The following is a 21,108-nucleotide window of genomic DNA, read 5'->3' as shown; positions in this document are numbered from 1 at the left end:
ATAAAGAAACCACCCAGGAGTTCCGAATGGACGAGCAATTGCGCCAAGCCGCACTCGATTTCCACCAGTCCCCTCAGCCAGGCAAGATTCAGGTTTCTCCCACCAAGCCGCTCGCTACCCAGCGCGACTTGGCGCTTGCCTACTCTCCGGGCGTGGCCGCTCCCTGCGACGCCATCGTGGAAGACCCCCTCAACGCCTACAAGTACACTGCCCGCGGCAACCTGGTGGCCGTAATCACCAACGGCACCGCCGTGCTGGGCCTAGGCAATATCGGCCCGCTGGCCGGCAAGCCGGTGATGGAAGGCAAGGGCGTGCTGTTCAAGAAGTTCGCCGGCATTGACGTCTTCGACATCGAACTGAATGAAAACGACCCGGACAAGCTGGTCGACATCATCTGTTCCATGGAGCCGACCTTCGGCGGCATCAACCTGGAAGACATCAAGGCGCCCGAGTGCTTCTACATCGAGAAGAAGTGCCGCGAGCGCATGAATATCCCGGTATTCCATGACGACCAGCACGGCACCGCCATCGTGGCCGCCGCCGCCGTGCTCAACTCGCTGCGTCTGGTCAACAAGGAAATCGCCAACGTGCGCGTGGTGGCTTCCGGCGCCGGCGCCGCCGCCATCGCCTGCCTCGACTTGCTGGTAGCCCTGGGCGTGAAGCGCGAGAACATCACCGTCTGCGACTCCAAGGGCGTGATCTTCCACGGCCGCGACGAAAAGCTGGACGAATCCAAGCAGCGTTACGCCATTGCGGACAACGGCTGGCGCAAGCTGGCCGACGCCATGGTGGGCGCGGACATCTTCATGGGCCTGTCCGGTCCCAAGCTGGTGAGCCAGGACATGGTGAAATCCATGGCGGCCTACCCGGTGATCCTGGCCATGGCCAACCCGGAACCGGAAATCCTGCCGCCGCTGGTGAAGGAAGTCCGCCCGGACGCCATCATCGGCACCGGCCGCTCCGACTACCCGAACCAGGTCAACAACGTCCTGTGCTTCCCCTTCATTTTCCGTGGCGCGCTGGACGTGGGCGCCACCACCATCAATGAAGAGATGAAGCTGGCCACCGTGCGCGCCATTGCCGATCTGGCCATGGCCGAGCAATCCGATGTCGTGGCTTCCGCCTATGGCGATCAGGAACTGTCCTTCGGCCCGGAATACGTGATTCCGAAACCGTTCGACCCGCGTCTGATCGTCAAGATCGCTCCGGCCGTAGCCAAGGCCGCCATGGAATCCGGCGTGGCAACCCGCCCGATCCAGGACTTCGACGCCTACGCCGACCAACTGGCACAGTTCGTCTACAAGACCAATCTGTTCATGAAGCCGGTGTTCGCCCAGGCCAAGAAGGACAACAAGCGCGTTGTGCTGACCGAAGGCGAAGACGAGCGCGTGCTGCACGCCACTCAGGAACTGGTGCTGATGGGTCTGGCCAAGCCCATTCTGATCGGCCGCCCGAGCGTGATTGAAAAGCGCATCGCCAAGCTGGGCCTGAAGCTGGAGGCCGGCAAGGATTTCGAACTGGTCAACAACGAATCCGACCCGCGCTTTGCCGACTACTGGAAAGACTACTACCAGCTGATGAAGCGCAAGGGCGTTTCGCAAGAGCAGGCCCGCCGTCGCGTGATCGGCAACACCACGCTGATTGGCGCCCTGATGGTTCGTCGCGGCGACGCGGACGCCATGATCTGCGGTACTTACGGCACTTACCGTCAGCACTTCGACATTGTGGAAACCGTGCTGGGTTACAACAACCCGGACAAGGTGGCCGCCGCAATGAACGCGCTGATCCTGCCGACCGGCAATATCTTCATCACCGACACCTACGTCAACGCCACGCCGGACGCCGAGCAGCTGGCCGCCATCACCGGCATGGCCGCCAACTCGATGAAGCGTTTCGGCATCGTGCCCAAGGCCGCCCTGCTGTCCAACTCCAGCTTCGGCACCTTGAACACCCCGTCGGCGGAAAAAATGCGCGATGCCTTCGAACTGATCCGCGAGCAGAATCCGGATCTGGAAATCGACGGCGAAATGCAGGGCGACGCCGCGCTGGTGGAAGCCATCCGCACGCAAGCCATGCCGGACACCACCCTCAAGGGTTCGGCCAACCTGCTGATCATGCCCAATGTGGAAGCCGCCAACATCAGCTACAACCTGCTGCGTGTTTCCGCTTCCGACGGCGTGACCATCGGCCCCATCCTGATGGGCATGGCCAAGCCGGTGCACATTCTGACGCCGATCTCCTCGGTGCGCCGCATCGTCAACATGGTGGCGCTGGCCGTGGTGGACGCGCAGGTTGCGTCCACCGCAGGCTGATCCCCGCCGGGATTTAGGTCGTATACTGAACGGGCAACCTTTCCGGTTGCCCGTTTTTTATGGGAGACAGACATGAGCGCAGACTTCAACCCCGCCGACCCCTTTGCCCTCTTCCGCCAGCTCTGGCAAACTGCCACCCCGCCGGGAGCTCAGCCTTTCCTGCCGCCGATGTCAGAGGAAGAAATCGACCGCAAGCTGGCCGAACTGAAAGTAGTGGAAGGCTGGCTGACGATGAATCTCGGCGTGCTTTCCATGCAGATCAAGACACTTGAAATGCAGCGCGCCGCCATTGTCGCGCTCAAACCCAAGGAATGAACCCGCTCCGGCACGGCCTGCCCGTGAACGTTTTTTGAAAAACCATCAGTGAAACCAACCGATACCCAAACCGCCGCACGCCCCTTGCAACTGTTTTGCCAGCTGGCCAGCGGCCGTTTTTCCCGGCTCGACTATCTGGACGAGCGCAAGAACCGCATCAAATTCGTATTGCGCAGTCTGCTGACCCCGCGCGGCACGCTGGCCTGGCTGTCCTTTATCAGCCAGCGGCCGCGCCTGCTGGATTATCTGCGTCAAGCGCCGCGCATCGCGCTCAAACTGCACCGCCCTTACCAGCACTGCGCGCTGGATACCCAAGGCAAGCTGGCCAGTCTGAAAAGCCACTACGCCGCGGTACTGACCCTGCCGGAGCAAGCGCGCGAAGCCCTGCTCTCCCGCCAGAACCTCACCCTGGCCAGTGTGGAAGGCAAGGACGAGACGCGCTTTGGCTGCCGCATGGGCCACAATCACTATTTCGACAAAGAAGGCGAGCTGGTGCTGCAGTGGCTGGAGGGGGAGGACACTCCGCTGGCCACGCTCACCTTCACCGTATGCGAACAAGACGGCAAAACCGTCATCGTCATCGGCGGCCTGCAAGGACCCCACAAAGACTATGGCGCGGAAGGCATCAAAACTGCCACCAAGGCCTGCCACGGCCTGTTTCCCAAGCGGCTGGTGGTGGAAGCGCTGATGGTGGTGGCGGAGGCGTTCAAGGCGGTTGAAGTACGCGCCGTGTGCAAGGATCAGCACATTTACAGCTCCTGGCGCTACAACCGCGACTTTCAGGCTGATTACGACAGTTTCTGGGAAAGCCTGGGCTCAGAGCGCGCCGATTCGGTTTTCTTCCGCCTGCCCTTCCCCATCCCGCGCAAGCCGATGGAAGACATCGCCAGTAAAAAGCGCAGCGAGTACAACCGCCGCTACGCCCTGCTGGACGACTTGGCAGCGCAAATCCGCCAGACCCTGTCTCACTGAAAGGCCTTGAGCCCCTCCATGAAAAAAGCGCCCTCCCGGCGCTTTTTTCATGGAGGGATCATTATTGCCGGCAGCCGGCATCGCGTGTTGTCAGAAGCCGCTGCTCCTCTGCTTCTCCATGGCGCTTTCTGGTCGTGCGCCAGGCACTGCCTGCGTCGCCGCGCACTGGGCCAGGTCTTTGCAAGGCTTGGTTAGCCGTTTCACGGGCGGGCCAGATCGAAATCGTCATGCACTCTGGCATAGCCGTCGCCGGCCAGCTTGCCGATCGCCTGCAAGGCATCCAGATCGATATGCCCTTGCCGGTAAACCTGATCCGCCACATGCAGATGGCGGATCTCGCCCAACACCAGCGTACCCGCGCCGGGGCCTGCACCGATATCCAGACTGCCGTGCAAAACGCACTCGAACCGCACCGGCGCCTGCGCCACGCCGGGGGCATGCACCGACTGGCCGCGGCTTTTCTGCAGGCCCGCCACATCAAACTCGTCCACCTCGGCCGGGTAAGCGCCACAGGACAGATTCATGGCTTCGGCCAACGGCTGGTTGGCGATGTTGACGACGAATTCGCCGGTATCGCGAATATTGCGCAGGCTGTCTTTCTCACTGCCGTCCGGCTTGCGCAGGATGGACACCGCCAGCACCGGCGGATTGAGGCTGGCCACAGTAAAAAAGGAAAACGGCGCCAGGTTGGCCACGCCCAGCTTGTCCTGCGTGCTGACCCAGGCAATGGGGCGCGGCAAGATGCTGCCGGTGAGTATCTTGTAGACGGCTGAGGACTCCAGCTCCCTGATATCGCAATCCATGGCACACCCCCTGCTAGCTATTGAAATGCCATTTTAATGCTGCATCGCAACATTGAAAAGGTTGCGCTAGCAACGCCCATCCCAACGACACGCATGGTGCAGACTGCTCGCAGCCGGTAAAATGCGCGGATGAACGCACCCCGCTTTGTCCATCTTCGCCTCCATTCGGAGTTTTCCATCACCGACGGCATTGTGCGCCTCGACGACGCCGTCAAACGCGCGGTCAAGGACAATATGCCGGCCATCGGCGTGTCCGACCTGATGAACCTGTTCGGCATGGTCAAGTTTTACAAGGCCTGCCGCGGCAAAGGCATCAAGCCCATCGTTTCGGCCGACATCTGGCTGGAAAACGAAGAAGACCGCGACAAGCCCTACCGCATGATGCTGACGGTGAAAAACCGCGAGGGCTATCGCCGTTTGTGCGAGCTGCTGACCCGCGCTTATGTGGGCAACCAGTATCGCGGCCGGGTGGAAATCAAGCGCGAATGGCTGGAAGAAGGCGACAACAGCAACCTGCTGTGCCTGTCAGGCGCGCATCTGGGCGATGTGGGCATGGCGCTGGCCATCGGTCAGCGCGACGAAGCGCTGCGCCGCGCGCAGTACTGGGAAAGCCTCTTCCCCGGCAGCTACTATCTGGAGCTGCAAAGACTGGACAACAGCCAGGTGGAAAGCGTGGTGCAGGCCACCCTGTGGCTGGCTGGCGAAGCCGGCCTGCCGGTGGTGGCCACCCACCCCATCCAGTTCATGAATCCGGAAGACTTCAAGGCGCACGAGGCGCGGGTCTGCATCGCGGAAGGCTACACGCTGGGCGACAAGCGCCGCCCGCGCAACTTTGCCGAATGCCAGCACTTCCTCTCGACGGAAGCCATGCTGGAACGCTTCGCCGATGTGCCGGAAGCGCTGGAAAACACCGTTGAAATCGCCAAGCGCTGCAACATCACCGTGCAGCTGGGCAAGAACTACCTGCCGCTATTCCCGACGCCGGAAGGCATGACGCTGGATGACTTTCTCATCCACGAAGCACAGCGCGGTCTGGAAATCCGGCTGGAACAGCTCTACCCGGACCCGGCGGAACGCGAAGCCCGTCGCCCCGAATACGACGCCCGGCTGAAATTCGAGTGCGACACCATCGTGCAGATGGGTTTTCCGGGCTACTTCCTCATCGTGGCCGACTTTATCCAGTGGGGCAAAGCCAACGGCTGCCCTGTGGGGCCGGGCCGGGGTTCCGGCGCCGGCTCGCTGGTGGCCTACAGCCTCAGCATTACCGATCTGGACCCGCTGCGCTACGCACTGCTGTTCGAACGTTTCCTTAACCCGGAACGGGTGTCCATGCCAGACTTCGACGTGGACTTCTGCCAAGAAAACCGCTGGCGCGTCATCGAATACGTGCGACAGAAATACGGCGCGGAAGCTGTCAGCCAGATCGCGACTTACGGCACCATGTCGTCCAAATCGGTGATTCGCGATGTGGGCCGCGTACTAGACCTGCCCTTCGGCCTGTGCGACCGCCTCTCCAAGCTGATACCGCTGGAAGCCAACAAGCCGCTGTCGCTGGAAAAAGCCATGGCGGCCGAACCGCAGATCGGCGAAGTCATCGAGGCGGAAGGCGCGCAAGAGCTGATCGAACTGGCCATGACGCTGGAAGATCTGACCCGCGGCCTCGGCATGCACGCCGGCGGCGTGCTGATCGCCCCCGGCAAGCTTACCGATTTCTGCCCGCTCTATATCGCCAGCGGCGAAGGCGCGTCCCCGGTGTCGCAGTTCGACAAGGACGACGTGGAGCAGATCGGCCTGGTGAAGTTCGACTTTCTGGGTTTGCGCAACCTCACCATCATCGAACTGGCGCAAAAATACATCAAGGACGTCAATAACGAAGACGTGGACGTGGCCCATCTGCCACTGGACGACGCCGACGCCTACAAAGTCTTCGCCAGCGGCAACACCACCGGCGTGTTCCAGTTTGAATCCTCCGGCATGAAGAAAATGCTGGTGGAAGCCAAGCCCAGCAAGTTCGAGGAAATTATCGCCTTCGTGGCCCTGTACCGTCCGGGCCCGATGGACCTGATTCCGGACTTCATCCAGCGCATGCACGGCGCCAAGTTCGAATACTTGCACCCGCTGCTGGAGCCGGTACTGGCCCCGACCTACGGCATCATGGTGTACCAGGAACAGGTGATGCAGGCCGCGCAGGTGTGCGGCGGCTACAGCCTCGGCGGCGCCGACTTGCTGCGCCGGGCCATGGGTAAGAAGAAAGTGGAAGAAATGGTGGCGCAGCGCGCCATGTTCGTGGCCGGCGCGGAGAAAAACGCCATTCCGGAAAGCAAGGCCAACGAAATCTTCGACTACATGGAGAAGTTCGCCGGCTACGGCTTCAACAAGTCTCACGCCGCCGCCTACGCGCTGGTGGCCTACCACACGGCCTGGCTGAAAGCCCACCACTGCGCCGCCTACATGGCGGCCACCATGTCCACCGAACTGGACAACACCGACCAGCTGAAGGTGTTTTTCGATGACGCCCGCGACAACCGCAACGGCCTGGTTTTCCTGCCGCCCGACGTCAACCACAGTTTCTACCGCTTCGTGCCGGTCAGCCGCAAGGAAATCCGTTATGCGCTGGGCGCCATCAAGGGCACTGGTGAGTCGGCGGTGAATCACATTGTGGCCGCGCGTGAAAGCGGCGGCCCGTTCACCGACCTGTTCGACTTCTGCAAGCGCACCGATAAAAAGCTGGTCAACAAACGCGTGATCGAAGCACTGATCCGCGCCGGCGCCTTCGACGCCATCGACGGCAACCGCGCGCGCCTGATGGCCAACGTCGGCCTGGCAATGGACGCCGCCGAGCAAGAACACGCCAACGCTAATCAGGGCGGATTGTTCGACATGTTCGGTGACGACGTTGCCCCAGCAGTGGAGATGGTGGAAACCCGCCCCTGGAACGACGCCGTGAAGTTGGCCGAAGAGAAAACCGCCATCGGTTTCTATCTGTCCGGCCACCCCTTCGCCGCCCACGCGCAAGAAGTGCGCGCCTTCATCAAAACCACCCTGTCCCGCCTCAGCCCGCGCAAAGAGCCGCAATTGCTGGCCGGCTTTGTCACCGGCATCCGCGTCAAGGTGGGCAATCGCGGCAAGATGGCCTTTGTGGAACTGGACGACGGCACCAGCAAGCGTGAAGTCAGCCTGTTTGGCGACAGCTTCGAACAAAACCGCAACCGGCTGAAAGAAGACATCGTGCTGGTGGTGGAGGGCCGGGTAACGGAAGACGCCTTCTCCGGCGGCGTGCGCATTCTGGCCGACAAACTCTACGACCTCGGCGAGGCCCGCAGCCGCTTCGCCCGCAGTCTGCATCTGCAAATGAACGGCAACGCCGACGTGGCCAAGCTCAAATCCCTGCTCGGGCCTTTCCGCAGCGAAGACGCCGGCTGCCCGGTGCGCATCAGCTACGGCAACGACAAGGCGCGCGGCGACCTCATGCTGCCGCCGGCCTGGGGCGTGAAGCTGGACGACGGCTTGCTGCTGGGCTTGCAGGACTGGCTGGGCGAGCAAGCCGTCAAACTGCTCTGGTAAGGCAACACTTGTTCATGAATTGCCGGGGCATGACGCTGGCCGTGCCCCGGCAGCCATCGTATGCTGCAAGCTTCGTTCGCGGCCGCGTCCGCCGCCGCGCCTCCATGTCATAAGGACTACGCATGAACTGGGATCAGGAACTGACCGTCAGCGCGCTCTGGCTGGCCAAGGCCTACGGACTGACCTGCCTGCTATTTGTCGCCGCCTGCTGGGGCCTGGCGTCCTTCACTCGCTGGGGACGACAGTTCTGGGCGTTGAGCGGCGGCTATTTTTCGCCGCGCCGCAGCTGGCGGCCACTGATCGGTCTGGCGCTGATTTTGCTGTTGACCCTGGCCGGCGTACGGCTGGATGTTGTGTTGACCAACTGGTCCAACGGGCTTTACACCGCCTTGCAGAAAACCGACGAGCCGCTGTTCTGGGGCTTTGTCCGCTTGTTCTGCCTGCTGGCCAGCATCCATGTATTCCGCACGCTACTGAACGCCTTTCTCTCGCAGAGCTTTGGCATCCACTGGCGTGAATGGCTGAATGAGAAGCTGCTGCACAAGCTGCTGCAGGAACAAACCTACTACCGCAACCAGTTTCTCGCGCAACACATCGACAACCCGGACCAGCGTATCCAACAAGATGTCACGTCTTTTGTACAAAGCTCGCTGGATCTTTCCATGGGGGTAGTGAGATCGCTGGTTTCGGTCATTGCCTTCTCCCTGATCCTGTGGGAACTCTCCGGCCCGCTGACGCTGGCGGGTTTCACCATCCCGCACGGCATGGTATTTCTGGCCTTCGCCTATGTGGCCGTGTCCACCGTGTTTGCCTTCCGCATCGGCCGCCCGCTGGTTAAGCTCAACTTCTTCAACGAGCAGCTCAACGCCAACTATCGTTACTCGCTGGTGCGCCTGCGCGAATACGCTGAAAGCATCGCTTTTTATGCCGGTGAGCGGGTGGAAGGCGCGCTGCTGCGCAGCCGTTTCGGCCAAATCATCAGCAATAATTGGCAAATCGTTTACCGGACGCTGAAGTTCCAGGGCTTCAACCTCATCGTCAGCCAGGCTGCCGTGGTGTTTCCGCTTGTTATCCAGGCGCATCGATTCTTTTCCAAACAGATCACGCTGGGCGATCTGATGCAAACCTCCCAGGTCTTCGGCCAACTGCATGACGGCCTGTCTTTCTTCCGCCAGGCTTACGATGACTTTGCCGGCTACCGGGCCACGCTGGAACGTCTGAGCGGGCTCACCCAGTCCGCCGATCAAGCCGCCGCCTTGCCACGCCCGAATATCGCCCATGACGGGCAACGACTGGCGCTGGAGGACTTCACGCTGCTCTCCCCTGCTGGCGTGCCGCTGATCAGTGCGCTGACACTGGACGTGCCAGAGGGCGAAGCACTGCTGGTGCGCGGCCGCTCCGGCTCGGGCAAGACCACCCTGTTGCGCAGCCTGGCCGGCATCTGGCCTTACAGCCGGGGCAAGATCATCCGCCCGGCAGAGCACACCCTGTTCCTGTCCCAGCGACCCTATCTGCCGGAAGGCAGCCTGCTGGACGCGCTATGCTACCCGGCCACGCCCCAGCCGGGCGGCGAAGCGCGCGCGCGCGAAGTGCTGCAACTGGTACAGCTGGGCCACCTGTGTGACCGGCTGGAGCTACATGACAACTGGGGCGTCATCCTGTCGCTGGGCGAGCAACAACGCCTGGCCTTCGGCCGGTTGCTGATCAATCAGCCGCGCATCGCCTTTCTTGACGAAGCCACTTCCGCGCTGGACGAAGGCCTGGAAGACGCCATGTACCGGCTGGTGCGGCACCAGCTGCCCGGCACCAGCCTGATCAGCGTCGGCCACCGCAGCACCTTGCGCCAACATCACGACCGCGAGCTGGAAATCGGCCTGGACGGCCGCTGGCAAAGCCAGCCCCTGCTTTCCTGACTCGCAGCCACCTCCAGAACAGCCCTTCGCGGGCTGTTTGTTTTTCTGTCTGCGAAATTAATTACGTGTTAGTACGCAGTGTCGCTTGCATTTGCAAGCAAACAGCTAATACTGGTAAAGGTATGTAAAACCATAATTAGCAGGGGGACATTCATGACCATCATCAAGAAACTGCTCATTACACTGGGCATTGCCTTGCTTAGCCTGCTGCTTATCGGCGGGCTGGGTATGTATCAACTCAAGACATCCACCAAGCTGTTTGAAGATCAAGTCAATAATTTCACTCCCAGCATTCACGACTTGAATGACGCCACCTATGCGTTCATGGACGCTCGCAGCGCCGTCACCAAAGGTGGCATGAGCACAGACGCCGGCGTACGCAAGACAGCAGAAGCTGAGGCGGAAACCGCTTTCAAGAAACTGGACGATGCACTTGGCGCCTACGAAAAGAATGACGTATCGGATGATCATGACCGTAGCCTGATCAATGATGACAAAACCAAGGCGGCTGCTTATAGCGTCGCTACCAGAAAATATTTTTCATTACTGGCTACCGGCCATGACGACGACGAAGCCAAAAAAATGGTGAGCGGCGTAATGTCGGAAGCCGGCGGTGCTTTCCGCAAAGCGCTGATCGACCACATTGACTACAACTTCAAGCTCACTAATGACACGCTGGAAAGCAACAAAAACGCCATAGCCGCCGGCATGACCCAAACCATCATCATCATTGCCGTCATTACCCTGTTTGTAGCCTGGATGGGTTTTGCGCTGTTCCGCACCATCAGCGGCGGTCTGACCGGCATTCGCAGCACCCTGCAAACTGTCAGCGCCTCGCTGGACTTCACCCAGCGCGCCCGCGCAGACAGCAAGGATGAAATCAGCCAGACCGCGCAGGCCTTCAACAGCTTGCTGGAAGGGCTGCAGAACAATCTCAAATCCATTCTCAACGGCGCCAACGACGTCGCCGCCGCCTCGCAAAGCCTGTCGCAAACCGCTACCCAGGTGGCCGCCGCCGCCGACTCTCAAAGCGCCTCCTCCGCCAGCATGGCCGCCACCATCGAGCAGATGACGGTGAGCGTCAACCATGTTGCCGAGCGCGCGTCGGAATCCCGCGATCTGGCGCAAAGCGCCGGCGATCTGGCCCGCGAAGGCTCTCACACCATTTCGCAAACCATTCAGGACATCCGGGAAATTTCTCATGCCGTAGACAGCGCCGCCAACAGCATCCGAGAGTTGGACACTTACAGCGCTCAGGTGGACACCGTTGTGAGCGTAATCAAGGACATTGCCGACCAAACCAACCTGCTGGCGCTGAACGCCGCCATTGAAGCCGCCCGCGCCGGCGAAATGGGGCGCGGCTTTGCCGTGGTGGCCGACGAAGTGCGAAAGTTGGCCGAACGCACTTCCAGCTCCACGCAGGAAATTTCCGGCACTATCAACGCCATGCGCGATCGTTCGCGCCAGGCCACCGAACAGATGCACAGCGCGGAAGAACTGGTGCGCAACGGCGTCTCTCGCGCAGACAACGCCGACCAGGCCATCCGCCAGATCGGCGACGCCACCAGCAATACCGTGCACATGGTGTCGGAAATCTCCGGTGCCATCAAAGAACAAGGCAACGCCACCAACAATATCGCCGCGCAGGTGGAGCGCATTGCCCAGATGACGGAGGAATCCTCCGCCGCTGCACAAGAGGCCGCCGGCAGCGCACAAAGGCTGGATGAACTGGCTCGCCAGCAGATTGCCACCCTGCGCAACTATCGCCTGTAAATCACCCCTCGCATCTTGCTGACCAATGGCCGGGCATCGCCCGGCCATTTGCTTTTTCACGCCCGCAATCGTTCCTCTCCCTGGCGCACACCTGCCCAGCGCACAAAGGCTGAATGATCTGGCTCGCCAGCAGATTGCCACCCTGCACGGCTACACGCTCTGACCCTGACAGCGCCAGGCAATACACCCGGCGCTTTACAAAAAGGCTGCCACATGGTTTAACACGCAGCCTTTTTGTTGCTCTCAGGAAGACTTCATGCTTGTGATTCGTCCCGCCGCGCCGCAGGATGTCCCCGCTGTTTTTGCCATCGAGCGCGCAGTGTTCGGCGACCCGCCCTACCCCGATTTCTTTTTCCGCCAGGCCGTGGACATGTGGCCTGAGCAACTCCTGTTGGCAGAAACCGATGGCCGCGTCGTCGGCTACATACTTTCCTGCCCTGCCGGGCAAGCCGGCGAAGCCTGGATCATGTCGCTGGGTGTGCTGGACTCCGCGCGTGGACAGGGCACGGGCAAACGCTTGCTGATCGCCGCGCTGGACGTGCTGAAGAAGCGAGGCTGCAAGACAGCGCTGCTGACTGCGCATCCGGACAACCCGGCGGTAGGTCTTTACCAAAGGCACGGCTTTCAGGTGGATCATCTGGACCCGGCGTACTTCGGCGCCGGAGAACCCCGGCTGCTGATGCGCTGCCAACTTAGCTGAGCGCAGACAAAAAAAAGCCCGCCACTGTTGCTGGCGGGCAATTTCCCTTCCCCCGGTTGTTCCTCTGTTGGCCCTCTTTTGTTCTTGTCGTTTATGCGCAAGCCGCAAAACGACGCTGATGTGTTCTTTATAGACCTTGTTCGTACAAAACAAGATATATTTCGACAAGAGGGTATAACATCAGCATAAACTTGCCGACTTTGTTGGCTGCGCGCGACAAGTCTGCGCCGGACACATCACGAGGGTTGATTCATGAAAATCGCGGTACTCACTTTTCCCGGTTTCAACGAGCTGGACTCCTTCATTGCCTACGGTCTGCTCAACCGCTTGCACCCGTTTGGCTGGCACGCTTTCATCACCACGCCGCAAGACCGCGTGGTGTCCATGAACGGACTCGAAATGCAAGGCCAGCAGCCGCTGGAATTCGCCAATCAGGCTGATATCGTGCTGTTCGGCAGCGGCGTAATGACGCGCGACATTGCCAATGATGAAGCCGTGCTGGGCCGCTTGCAGTTAAACCCCGCTCGCCAGCTGATAGGCGGGCAATGCTCAGGTACGCTGTTGATGGCCAAGCTGGGTCTGCTGCAAGACGTGCCGGCCTGTACCGACCTGCGCACCAAGCCCTGGGTTGAACAGGAGGGCATCAATGTGATTGACGCGCCCTTCGCCGCGCAAGGCAATGTCGCCACCGCCGGCGGCTGCCTGTCCGCACCCTATCTCTCCGCTTGGGCAATGCTCAAAGGCGCGGGCGAATCCGCCACGCGCGAAGCTTTGTACTACGCCGCGCCAGTGGGCGAGAAAGACGCCTACGTAGACAAACTGCTGGATACGGTACGCCCTTTCTGCTGAGTCCTTCTTCCCGCCAAGAGCCGCAGTCAAAACCTCGCAGACACCCTGAATCAGGGTGTGCCGACGCTGGCGACACCCGGACTGCGGCCCGCAGGCGCAACACCGGGACAGGTTTTTTGTCAGCGGGTCTAACACCAGGTTTGCCGAAGCCCGGGACACGATGCGTGAACCGGGCTTTTCTTCTGCCGCCGCCTCTCGCGCCGGCATCGCATCCCTCCTTACAGGCAGGAATGCACCGCTGCATGCAAACCCGGCTGCCTGCACATTGACAAGCCCCTCGCCTCGCCCTACCATTCAAACAAAAGTTTATTTAACAAACATTTGTTTGCAATGACTGAACGCGAGCAACAGATTCTCACCCTCTTGCGGCAAGACCCGCTGATCCCCCAGCAGCAGCTGGCGGATCAACTCGGCATCAGCCGCTCCGCCGTGGCTGGCCACATCATGAACCTGATGCAAAAGGGCCATATCCTCGGCAAGGGCTATATTCTCTCCGGTCAGCGCCATGTGGTGGTGCTGGGCGGCGCCAATATGGACATCCGCGGCGCCACCCGCCAAGCCCTGCGCTTTGGCGATTCCAACCCCGGGGCGGTGAGCTGCTCGCCCGGCGGAGTGGGGCGCAACATTGCCGAAAACCTGGCGCGGCTGGGCGAAGATTGCCGGCTGATCAGCTGCGTGGGCGATGACATTCACGGCCGTTCGCTGCTGGACATCACCCAGCGCGCCGGCGTGGACGTCCGCCCGTGCCTGGTGCTGCCCGACGCCGCTACCTCCACCTATCTGTCCATCCACGGCCCGGATGGCGATATGGCCATCGCCATCAACGACATGGCCATTCTGGAGCGACTGGGTCCGGCGCAACTGGCCGAACAGCGCGAACTGGTACGCCATGCCGCCCTGATCGTGGCGGACGCCAACCTGTCCGCCGATGCGCTGGCCTGGTTGTTTGCCGAAGCTGGCGACACGCCGGTATTCGTCGACACCGTGTCCGCCTTCAAAGCCCAGCGTTTGCGCCCCTGGCTTGGCAAGATCCACACGCTCAAGCCCAATCGCATCGAAGCGACGCAGCTCTCCGGCCTGCCGCTGGAATCCGCCGCCGACATTCCCGCCGTCATGCACTGGTTCCACGCGCAGGGCGTGCAACAACTGGTGCTGAGCATGGCCGATGAAGGCATTCATTTCAGCACCGCTGCCGGCGTGCGCGGCCGCCTGCCGGCCCCCCTTGTCGATATCGTCAACGCCACCGGCGCGGGCGACGCCCTAATGGCCGGGCTGGCGCATGGTTGGCTGGCGGACATGCCGCTGGCCGACGCCGTGCGTTTTGCCCAAGGCTGCGCCGCGCTCACCCTGCAATACGCCGGCACCACCTGCCCCACCCTGTCGGGCAGCGCCGTTCAACATTTCCTGACCGCCACTTCTTCCTCGCAGGAGACCGCATGACTCTCGCCACACATCTGGACATCCACCCCGAAGTCGCCACCGCGCTGGCCGCCAACCGCCCGGTCGTCGCGCTGGAATCCACCATCATTTCCCACGGCATGCCCTACCCGCAAAACGTGGAAACCGCTTTGAAAGTGGAAGCGGAAGTCCGCGCGCACGGCGCGGTGCCGGCCACCATTGCCATCATCAAAGGTCGCCTGAAAGCCGGCCTGACGCCGGAAGACATCGAGCATCTGGGCAAGTCCGGCCGCGATGTGGTCAAAGTCAGCCGCCGCGACATCCCCTTCATCGTCGCCGCCGGCAAAACCGGCGCCACCACCGTGGCCTCCACCATGATCGTGGCCCATATGGCAGGCATCCGCGTATTCGCCACCGGCGGCATTGGCGGCGTGCATCGCGGCGCGGAACGCAGCTTTGACGTTTCCGCCGACCTGCAAGAACTGGCGCAAACCCCGGTCACCGTCGTCTGCGCCGGCGCCAAGTCGATTCTGGACCTGGGCCTGACGCTAGAATATCTGGAAACCCACGGCGTGCCGGTCATCGGCTACCGCACGGACCAACTGCCGGCATTCTTCACCCGCGACAGCGCTTTCGGCGTGGATTACCGGCTGGACGAAGCGGCCGACATCGCCGCTGCCATGAAAGCCAAGCAGGACCTGCAACTGAAGGGCGGCATGGTGGTGGCCAACCCCATTCCGGAAGCCTTCGCCATGCCGCGCGACAAGATCGACGCCGCCATCGAACAGGCGCTGGCGGAAGCGGTCGAACAGAAAATCGGCGGCAAGGAATCCACCCCCTTCCTGCTGGCCCGTGTATGCGAGCTCACCGGTGGCAACAGTCTGGCCGCCAACATCCAGTTAGTGCTCAACAACGCCCGCCTGGCCTCGGCCATCGCCGCGCGTTACTGCGAACTGGCTGCCTGATCGCGCTATCCCTGTGCCTCAGGGTTGGCCGAAAACCTTCGGCCAACCTTGCCCGGGCTGCAAGCCGCCGCCGATTCTCGACTGACTACCGCGCGCTTGACGGCAACATTGTCCGGCGGTGTAATCGCCAGCCCCAAGGGAGAAAACCATGTCCGACCCACGCCTACCCCACTGGCAACCCCGCCTGATCGATCTCTTGCTGCAGCAACCCGCCGACGAAGACGGCGCACACGATCTTTCCCACTTCCACCGCGTTTGGGCCGTGGCGCGCCGCATTCTCGAGCAGCACCCCGAAGCCGACGCGCTGACTGTCATGGCCGCCTGCTACCTGCACGATCTCGTCAACCTGCCCAAGAACCATCCGGAACGCCATCTTGCCTCGCGTCAGGCTGCGCAGAAAGCGGCAGACCTGCTGACCGCCGCCGGCTTCCCGGCAGACCTGCTGCCCGGCGTGGCCCACGCCATCGAAGCGCACAGTTTTTCCGCCAATATCGCGCCTACCACGCCTGAAGCCCGCATCGTGCAGGACGCGGACCGCATGGATGCGCTGGGCATGATCGGGCTGGCTCGCATGTTCTACACCTCGGGCCGCATGGGCCGCAGCCTGGCCCATCCCGACAGCCCGCTGGGCGAGGGCCGCGCGCTGGACGACCGCGAATACGCGCTGGACCACATCGAAGTGAAACTGGCGCGCCTGCCCGCCATGATGCAGACCGCAGCCGGCCGCGCCATCGCAGAGGAAAGGGTGCGCAGACTCTACGAATTTCGCGATCAGTTCGTGGAAGAATGGCTGCAAAGGTAAGGAAAAGTCTGTGAAAGCTTGAGGATGCGCACGGAACCTGCCGGGCGTATCATGGGACAAACAGCCGCACACAGGCAGCGCGCCCGGCAGACATGCCGACGACGCGACAAGACAAAGAGGAGACGTCCCATGGAATACCTCAACCAGAGACTGGTGAACCACGTTCATTTGCAGGCCGCCAATTTCGCCGCCTGCCAACGCTTTTACGCCGCCCTGCTGACAGCGCTTGATCGCCCTGCACCCAGCCTGAGCGACGACAGGCTGGAAAGCGATGAGCTGCTCATCACCGCCGGCGCGCCGGACAAACAAGTGCAACTGGCTTTCCGTTGCGACTCCCCCGCCAGCCTGCAGCGTTGCCAGATCGCCGCGCTGGACAATGGCGGTCGTCCGGTGCCCACCAGCCCCACCGCGCCAGAACCTTCACTCACCGTGCGCGACCCGGACGGCAACGAAGTGCTGCTGTTCTGCCCGCCCGGCGTCAAGGCCGCCTTCGGCAAACCTTCCGGCGACACCCCCTTCACGGTATCCGAATAAGTCCCCGTTTCACGCAAACGGCGCATGCGCCGGCGATCTCACCGGCATCCTGCGCGCAGGATGAAGCCATCTCACCCTCGCCGCTTGCGGCACCCCGCGGGAACACCTCCCGCCATTCAGGAGAAAAGCATGATCGGTTACGTCACCTTGGGCAGCAACGATATGCAACGCGCCGCCGCCTTCTACGATACCCTGCTGGCGGACATCGGCGCCAAGCGCTTGTGGGAGATGGATCGCGGCATTTGCTGGGGCACTCATCCGGAACGCCCGCAACTGGCCATCATGAAGCCCTACAATGGCGAAGCCGCCACCGTGGGCAACGGCGTGATGGTGGGTTTCTACGTGGACAGCCGCGCCAGCGTCGACAAGCTGCATGCTCATGCGCTGCAACTGGGCAGCCAGGATGAAGGCGCGCCCGGCCTGCGCGGCGATGATTTCTACGGTGCTTACTTCCGCGATCTGGACGGCAACAAGTTGTGCTGTTTCACCATGGCCAAATAAAAAAAGGAGGGCAAGATGCCCTCCATCAATGCTTGTAGCCAGGAGTGTTACAAGAAAATCAAACCACGGCCGGGCCTGCCCGGCCGTTTTGCATCCGGTGGATGCGTCAACGTTTACTTCCAGTTTTGCGGCAGCTTGTAGCCGGCGTACTTCTGTTTGGCCCAGCTCTGGAAATCCTTGCTGTTGTAGGCGGCAATCACGTCCTTGGCCCACGGCTTCGCGGCGTCGGCGGCGCGAACCACGCCCCAGTTCACATAGGCGTAGCTCTTTTCCTGATACACGGCTTCGGTCAGCTTGATGCCGGACGAGGTGGCGTAGTTGCCGTTGATCACGGCAAAGTCCACGTCATTGCGGGAACGCGGCAGCTGCGCGGCTTCCAGTTGCACCAGCTTCACCTTTTTCACGTTCTGGGCGATATCGCGTTCGGAAGCAGTCAGCGGATTGATGCCCGGCTTCAGCTTTACCCAGCCCAGATCATTCAGCATCACCAGTGCGCGGGCGAAGTTGGACGGATCATTGGGCGCGGAAACGGTAGCGCCTTCCTTTACATCCTTCAGCGACTTCAGCTTGCCCGGGTAGATGCCCAGCGGCGCGGTCGGCACTTGGAACACTTCTTTCAGCGACAGCTTGTGCTCTTTGGCGAAGTTGTCCAGATACGGCTTGTGCTGGAACACGTTCACATCCAGCGAGCCTTCCTGCAGCGCCAGATTGGGACGCACGTAGTCGGAAAACTCCACCAGCTTCACGGAATAGCCCTGCTTTTCCAGAATCGGCTTGATGGACTGCTTCACCATATCGCCAAAGTCGCCCACGGTAGTACCGATGACGATTTCCTTCTTGGCCGGGTCGGCGGCCAGGGCGGCGCCGGCAAAAGCCAGGCCCAGTACGGAAGCGGCAACTGCCTTGATAACGAATCTGCGCATTGTTTTCTCCTTCGAATGCTTGGGTAAGGGTGGACGCCCCGCCCTCGTGAGGCCGGCGTCCGGAATCAAAATCAGCGTTTGTCCAGATGGGCTGCCAGACGATTGCCGGCAAACTGGATGATCTGCACGATCACCACCAGCAGCAGCACCATGGCTACCATCACATCGGTCTGGAAACGGTAGTAGCCGTAGCGGATGGCCAGGTCGCCAATGCCGCCGCCGCCTACTACGCCGGCTACCGCCGAATAGCTGAGAAAGCTGATGGTAAGAATGGTGAGGCTGGAAATCAGGCCGGATCGCGCCTCGTTCAGCAACACTTTGACGATGATCTGCAGCGGGCTGGCGCCCATGGCCTCGGCAGCCTCCACCACACCGCGCGGAATCTCGCGCAGGGTTTGCTCCACCAGCCGGGCAAAATAGGGAATGGCGGCAAAGGACAGCGGCACGGCAGCGGCAATGGGGCCGATGGTGCTGCCCACCAGCACGCGCGTCAGCGGCACCAGCGACACCATCAGGATGATGAAGGGGAACGAGCGAACCAGATTGACCAGCCAGCCCAGCACGCCGTTGACGACGCGGTTGGCAAACAGCTGGCCCGGCTGGGACAAATACAGAATGATGCCCAGCGGTCCGCCCAGCAAAATGGCGGTAAACAGGCCAATGCCCAGCATCAGCGCGGTTTCGCGGCAGGCCTGCCAGATTTCCGGGGCCATGCTGCTGAGGTTGGCGAGGGCGGAGGCGAAAGTGATTGGTTCCATGTTACGCAGCCTCCAGCAAAGAACGGGCAAGTTCGGAGCGGGCATCCACCTGCCCTTCGGCCACGTCAACCACTTCAACCACTTCGCCGGCGTCCAGCACGGCGGCGCGATGGCAAATGGAACGCACCACATGCATCTCGTGCGTGACAATCACCACGGTGACGCCGAAACGGGCGTTGATGTCTTTCAGGCAATCGAGAATGGATTGGGTGGTTTTCGGGTCCAGCGCGGAGGTGGGCTCGTCCGCCAGAATCACCTTGGGGCGCGGCGCCAGCGCGCGGGCGATGCCCACCCGTTGCTTCTGGCCACCGGACAATTGTGCCGGGTAGTGGTTGGCGCGGTCTTGCAAACCCACCACCTCCAGACACTCCGCCACGCGTTGTTCGATATCGGCGCGGCTCCAGCCGGCAATCTCCAGCGGAAACGCCACATTATCGGCCACCGTGCGATTGGCCAGCAGGTTGAACTGCTGAAACACCATGCCCAGGTTCTGGCGGGCTCGGCGTAGCTCGCGCGGGGCAAGGCTGGTCAGATCCTGCCCGTCCACGATCACCGCTCCGGCGTCTGGACGCTCCAGCAGATTGATCAGTCGCAACAAGGTGGACTTGCCGGCGCCGGAAAAACCGATCAGACCGAACACTTCGCCCGGCGCGATGGAGAGAGAGGTATCGCGCACAGCGTCGAACCAGCCGCCCTCGGGGCGACGGAAACGCTTGCGGATGTTTTGCAGATGAATCATTCAACACTCCAGAAATGCATAAAGCCCGCCGGTTGCGCCGCGGGCTTTATGCATGGAATCCTGAATGAATCAAAGATTATATAACCAGAGGTTCTACACTAATGGGTGTCTGGTTACCCACGCTTTAGCTGTTTTACGCCCGCAAGCTGTGTTCAAATCGGCGATCAAGTTTGATTGGAATTGAACATCCATTTTCATTTCATGTCAACCTTTCTGCTTGAAAAAGTCAGAAAACGTCGCATTACAACAAAAAGCATGTTCTTTTAATTACAGCCAGTTATATACATATCACCCTTCCGGCAACAGCGAGGCCGACAGCGGCAAGTGGTCCGACAAGCGTGACCACGGCTTCCCCTGCAGCACCTGAGCCGCCACGGGTTTGAGGCCGCGCACATAAATTCGGTCCAGCGGCAGCATGGGCATGCGCGCCGGAAAGCTGCGCGCCAGATGCCCCTGGTAAAGGTGGAATACATCCCGCAAACCGGCTTCGGCCAACTGTTGACCCGCCTCAGCCTGCCAGTCGTTGAAATCCCCGGCCAGGATCAGCGGCGTATCCGGCGCGATGGCATGGCGGATGTAGTGCAGCAGGTCGGCATACTGCTTGCGCCGATCACGCGCCAGCAGATTCAAATGCGCGCACAGCGCCACCACCGGCTTCGGCCAACCTTTGGGTTGCACCACGCAATGCAGCACGCCGCGGCTCTCGAACCGGTTGACGGAGATATCGCGGTTGCACCACTCCACAATGGGATAACGGCTGAGCAAAGCATTGCCGTGATGGCCATGCTCATAGGCCGCATTGAGGCCATACACAACCTTGTGATCCAGATGGCGCGCCAGAAAATGATGCTGCGGCAGCGTGGGCCAGTGTTCGTGCCGTAAAGCCCGCTGCAGATTCCGCCCCTGCACCTCCTGCAGAAACAGCAAATCGGGCGACTGCCCATGCAAAGCCTCCGCAATGGCCGCCACACGCACATGCCGGTTCAGCGGAGACATGCCCTTGTGGATGTTGTAAGTCAGTACCTTCAGGCTTTTCATATGTTTTTCAATAGCTTAATTTACCTGCAGCAGGCAAACCACAAGAGAAATTGCACCTTTAAAAATTTTACAAATCAATGACTTTTCGCAGCATTTTGATAACAACAAAGGCTAATTCAATACCCGCTCATCCATAAACCAGCCAACAACGGGCTCACCAACTCGGAACCAGACATATCTAGTTTGATGAGCAAATCGGGCTCGCAAGAACCATTCCCTGCATGAATGCTTTTCCCACCAACTGGCAGT

General features: G+C 61.1%; 17 protein-coding genes and 1 pseudogene. 13 read left to right on the top strand and 5 right to left on the bottom strand.

The window, feature by feature from the left end; translation table 11 throughout:
- Positions 1-26: 26 nt before the first annotated feature.
- From Q0P52_RS16165 to Q0P52_RS16155, 3 genes are all read left to right on the top strand, one after another.
- Complete coding sequence (locus Q0P52_RS16165; RefSeq protein WP_293765266.1) at positions 27-2,312, top strand: NADP-dependent malic enzyme; 2,286 nt, start codon at positions 27-29, stop codon at positions 2,310-2,312.
- Positions 2,313-2,384: 72 nt separating this feature from the next.
- On the top strand, positions 2,385-2,627 hold the full coding sequence (locus Q0P52_RS16160) for a PhaM family polyhydroxyalkanoate granule multifunctional regulatory protein (protein ID WP_293765264.1): 243 nt from the start codon (positions 2,385-2,387) through the stop codon (positions 2,625-2,627).
- A gap of 48 nt (positions 2,628-2,675) precedes the next feature.
- On the top strand, positions 2,676-3,599 hold the full coding sequence (locus tag Q0P52_RS16155) for a VirK/YbjX family protein (protein WP_293765262.1): 924 nt from the start codon (positions 2,676-2,678) through the stop codon (positions 3,597-3,599).
- Between the two features lie 200 nt (positions 3,600-3,799).
- Here Q0P52_RS16155 and Q0P52_RS16150 read toward each other — a convergent pair whose 3' ends face one another.
- Positions 3,800-4,402: a flavin reductase family protein gene (locus Q0P52_RS16150; RefSeq protein ID WP_293765260.1), complete on the bottom strand. Its 603-nt coding sequence runs from the start codon at positions 4,400-4,402 to the stop codon at positions 3,800-3,802.
- Between the two features lie 129 nt (positions 4,403-4,531).
- On the opposite strand from Q0P52_RS16150, the gene dnaE reads away from it, so the two are divergent.
- From dnaE to Q0P52_RS16100, 10 genes are all read left to right on the top strand, one after another.
- Positions 4,532-7,966 carry a DNA polymerase III subunit alpha gene (gene dnaE / locus Q0P52_RS16145; protein WP_293765258.1) on the top strand — a complete coding sequence of 1,145 codons (3,435 nt, stop codon included), beginning with the start codon at positions 4,532-4,534 and terminating at the stop codon, positions 7,964-7,966.
- A 122-nt stretch (positions 7,967-8,088) separates the two neighbouring features.
- Positions 8,089-9,879 (top strand): ABC transporter ATP-binding protein/permease, encoded by a 1,791-nt coding sequence (locus tag Q0P52_RS16140; RefSeq protein WP_293765256.1) that lies wholly within the window; start codon positions 8,089-8,091, stop codon positions 9,877-9,879.
- A 153-nt stretch (positions 9,880-10,032) separates the two neighbouring features.
- Complete coding sequence (locus Q0P52_RS16135; protein WP_293765255.1) at positions 10,033-11,652, top strand: methyl-accepting chemotaxis protein; 1,620 nt, start codon at positions 10,033-10,035, stop codon at positions 11,650-11,652.
- Positions 11,653-11,908: 256 nt separating this feature from the next.
- Complete coding sequence (locus Q0P52_RS16130; RefSeq protein ID WP_293765253.1) at positions 11,909-12,352, top strand: N-acetyltransferase; 444 nt, start codon at positions 11,909-11,911, stop codon at positions 12,350-12,352.
- 252 nt (positions 12,353-12,604) lie between these two features.
- On the top strand, positions 12,605-13,201 hold the full coding sequence (locus Q0P52_RS16125) for an AraC family transcriptional regulator (RefSeq protein WP_293765251.1): 597 nt from the start codon (positions 12,605-12,607) through the stop codon (positions 13,199-13,201).
- 330 nt (positions 13,202-13,531) lie between these two features.
- A complete protein-coding gene (locus Q0P52_RS16120) occupies positions 13,532-14,641 on the top strand; it encodes a PfkB family carbohydrate kinase (RefSeq protein ID WP_293765249.1) in 1,110 nt (369 codons plus the stop codon).
- Positions 14,638-15,564, top strand: a complete 927-nt coding sequence (locus Q0P52_RS16115; protein WP_293765247.1) for a pseudouridine-5'-phosphate glycosidase — start codon at positions 14,638-14,640, stop codon at positions 15,562-15,564. Before Q0P52_RS16120 ends, Q0P52_RS16115 begins: the two co-directional genes overlap by 4 nt.
- 148 nt (positions 15,565-15,712) lie before the next feature.
- The gene (locus tag Q0P52_RS16110; RefSeq protein ID WP_293765245.1) at positions 15,713-16,366 is read left to right on the top strand and encodes an HD domain-containing protein; all 654 of its coding nucleotides are present in this window, start codon (positions 15,713-15,715) and stop codon (positions 16,364-16,366) included.
- Between the two features lie 129 nt (positions 16,367-16,495).
- Positions 16,496-16,900: a VOC family protein gene (locus tag Q0P52_RS16105; RefSeq protein ID WP_293765243.1), complete on the top strand. Its 405-nt coding sequence runs from the start codon at positions 16,496-16,498 to the stop codon at positions 16,898-16,900.
- Between the two features lie 129 nt (positions 16,901-17,029).
- A complete protein-coding gene (locus tag Q0P52_RS16100) occupies positions 17,030-17,401 on the top strand; it encodes a VOC family protein (protein ID WP_293765241.1) in 372 nt (123 codons plus the stop codon).
- 128 nt (positions 17,402-17,529) lie between these two features.
- On the opposite strand, the pseudogene Q0P52_RS16095 reads toward Q0P52_RS16100, so the two are convergent.
- The 4 genes and pseudogenes from Q0P52_RS16095 to Q0P52_RS16080 all read right to left on the bottom strand — a co-directional run.
- Positions 17,530-18,324: pseudogene (locus tag Q0P52_RS16095) on the bottom strand (MetQ/NlpA family ABC transporter substrate-binding protein); the annotation flags it as partial.
- 71 nt (positions 18,325-18,395) lie between these two features.
- A complete protein-coding gene (locus tag Q0P52_RS16090) occupies positions 18,396-19,082 on the bottom strand; it encodes a methionine ABC transporter permease (protein WP_293765239.1) in 687 nt (228 codons plus the stop codon).
- Between the two features lies 1 nt (position 19,083).
- Positions 19,084-19,821 (bottom strand): ATP-binding cassette domain-containing protein, encoded by a 738-nt coding sequence (locus Q0P52_RS16085; protein ID WP_293765237.1) that lies wholly within the window; start codon positions 19,819-19,821, stop codon positions 19,084-19,086.
- Positions 19,822-20,109: 288 nt separating this feature from the next.
- Positions 20,110-20,859: an endonuclease/exonuclease/phosphatase family protein gene (locus Q0P52_RS16080; protein WP_293765235.1), complete on the bottom strand. Its 750-nt coding sequence runs from the start codon at positions 20,857-20,859 to the stop codon at positions 20,110-20,112.
- Positions 20,860-21,108: the final 249 nt, after the last annotated feature.

This window comes from uncultured Aquitalea sp. (genome assembly GCF_945957525.1).
GTDB lineage: Bacteria > Pseudomonadota > Gammaproteobacteria > Burkholderiales > Chromobacteriaceae > Aquitalea.
This window is presented reverse-complemented; position numbering and strand designations above follow the sequence as displayed.

Excerpts from the sequence above, each read along its gene's own strand:
- Q0P52_RS16080 (WP_293765235.1), bottom strand. The coding sequence starts at position 20,859 with ATGAAAAGCCTGAAGGTACTGACTTACAACATCCACAAGGGCATGTCT.
- Q0P52_RS16125 (WP_293765251.1), top strand. The coding sequence starts at position 12,605 with ATGAAAATCGCGGTACTCACTTTTCCCGGTTTCAACGAGCTGGACTCC.
- Q0P52_RS16085 (WP_293765237.1), bottom strand. The coding sequence starts at position 19,821 with ATGATTCATCTGCAAAACATCCGCAAGCGTTTCCGTCGCCCCGAGGGC.
- Q0P52_RS16135 (WP_293765255.1), top strand. The coding sequence starts at position 10,033 with ATGACCATCATCAAGAAACTGCTCATTACACTGGGCATTGCCTTGCTT.
- Q0P52_RS16105 (WP_293765243.1), top strand. The coding sequence starts at position 16,496 with ATGGAATACCTCAACCAGAGACTGGTGAACCACGTTCATTTGCAGGCC.
- Q0P52_RS16090 (WP_293765239.1), bottom strand. The coding sequence starts at position 19,082 with ATGGAACCAATCACTTTCGCCTCCGCCCTCGCCAACCTCAGCAGCATG.
- Q0P52_RS16120 (WP_293765249.1), top strand. The coding sequence starts at position 13,532 with ATGACTGAACGCGAGCAACAGATTCTCACCCTCTTGCGGCAAGACCCG.
- Q0P52_RS16130 (WP_293765253.1), top strand. The coding sequence starts at position 11,909 with ATGCTTGTGATTCGTCCCGCCGCGCCGCAGGATGTCCCCGCTGTTTTT.
- Q0P52_RS16150 (WP_293765260.1), bottom strand. The coding sequence starts at position 4,402 with ATGGATTGCGATATCAGGGAGCTGGAGTCCTCAGCCGTCTACAAGATA.
- Q0P52_RS16100 (WP_293765241.1), top strand. The coding sequence starts at position 17,030 with ATGATCGGTTACGTCACCTTGGGCAGCAACGATATGCAACGCGCCGCC.
- dnaE (WP_293765258.1), top strand. The coding sequence starts at position 4,532 with ATGAACGCACCCCGCTTTGTCCATCTTCGCCTCCATTCGGAGTTTTCC.
- Q0P52_RS16165 (WP_293765266.1), top strand. The coding sequence starts at position 27 with ATGGACGAGCAATTGCGCCAAGCCGCACTCGATTTCCACCAGTCCCCT.
- Q0P52_RS16110 (WP_293765245.1), top strand. The coding sequence starts at position 15,713 with ATGTCCGACCCACGCCTACCCCACTGGCAACCCCGCCTGATCGATCTC.
- Q0P52_RS16160 (WP_293765264.1), top strand. The coding sequence starts at position 2,385 with ATGAGCGCAGACTTCAACCCCGCCGACCCCTTTGCCCTCTTCCGCCAG.
- Q0P52_RS16140 (WP_293765256.1), top strand. The coding sequence starts at position 8,089 with ATGAACTGGGATCAGGAACTGACCGTCAGCGCGCTCTGGCTGGCCAAG.
- Q0P52_RS16115 (WP_293765247.1), top strand. The coding sequence starts at position 14,638 with ATGACTCTCGCCACACATCTGGACATCCACCCCGAAGTCGCCACCGCG.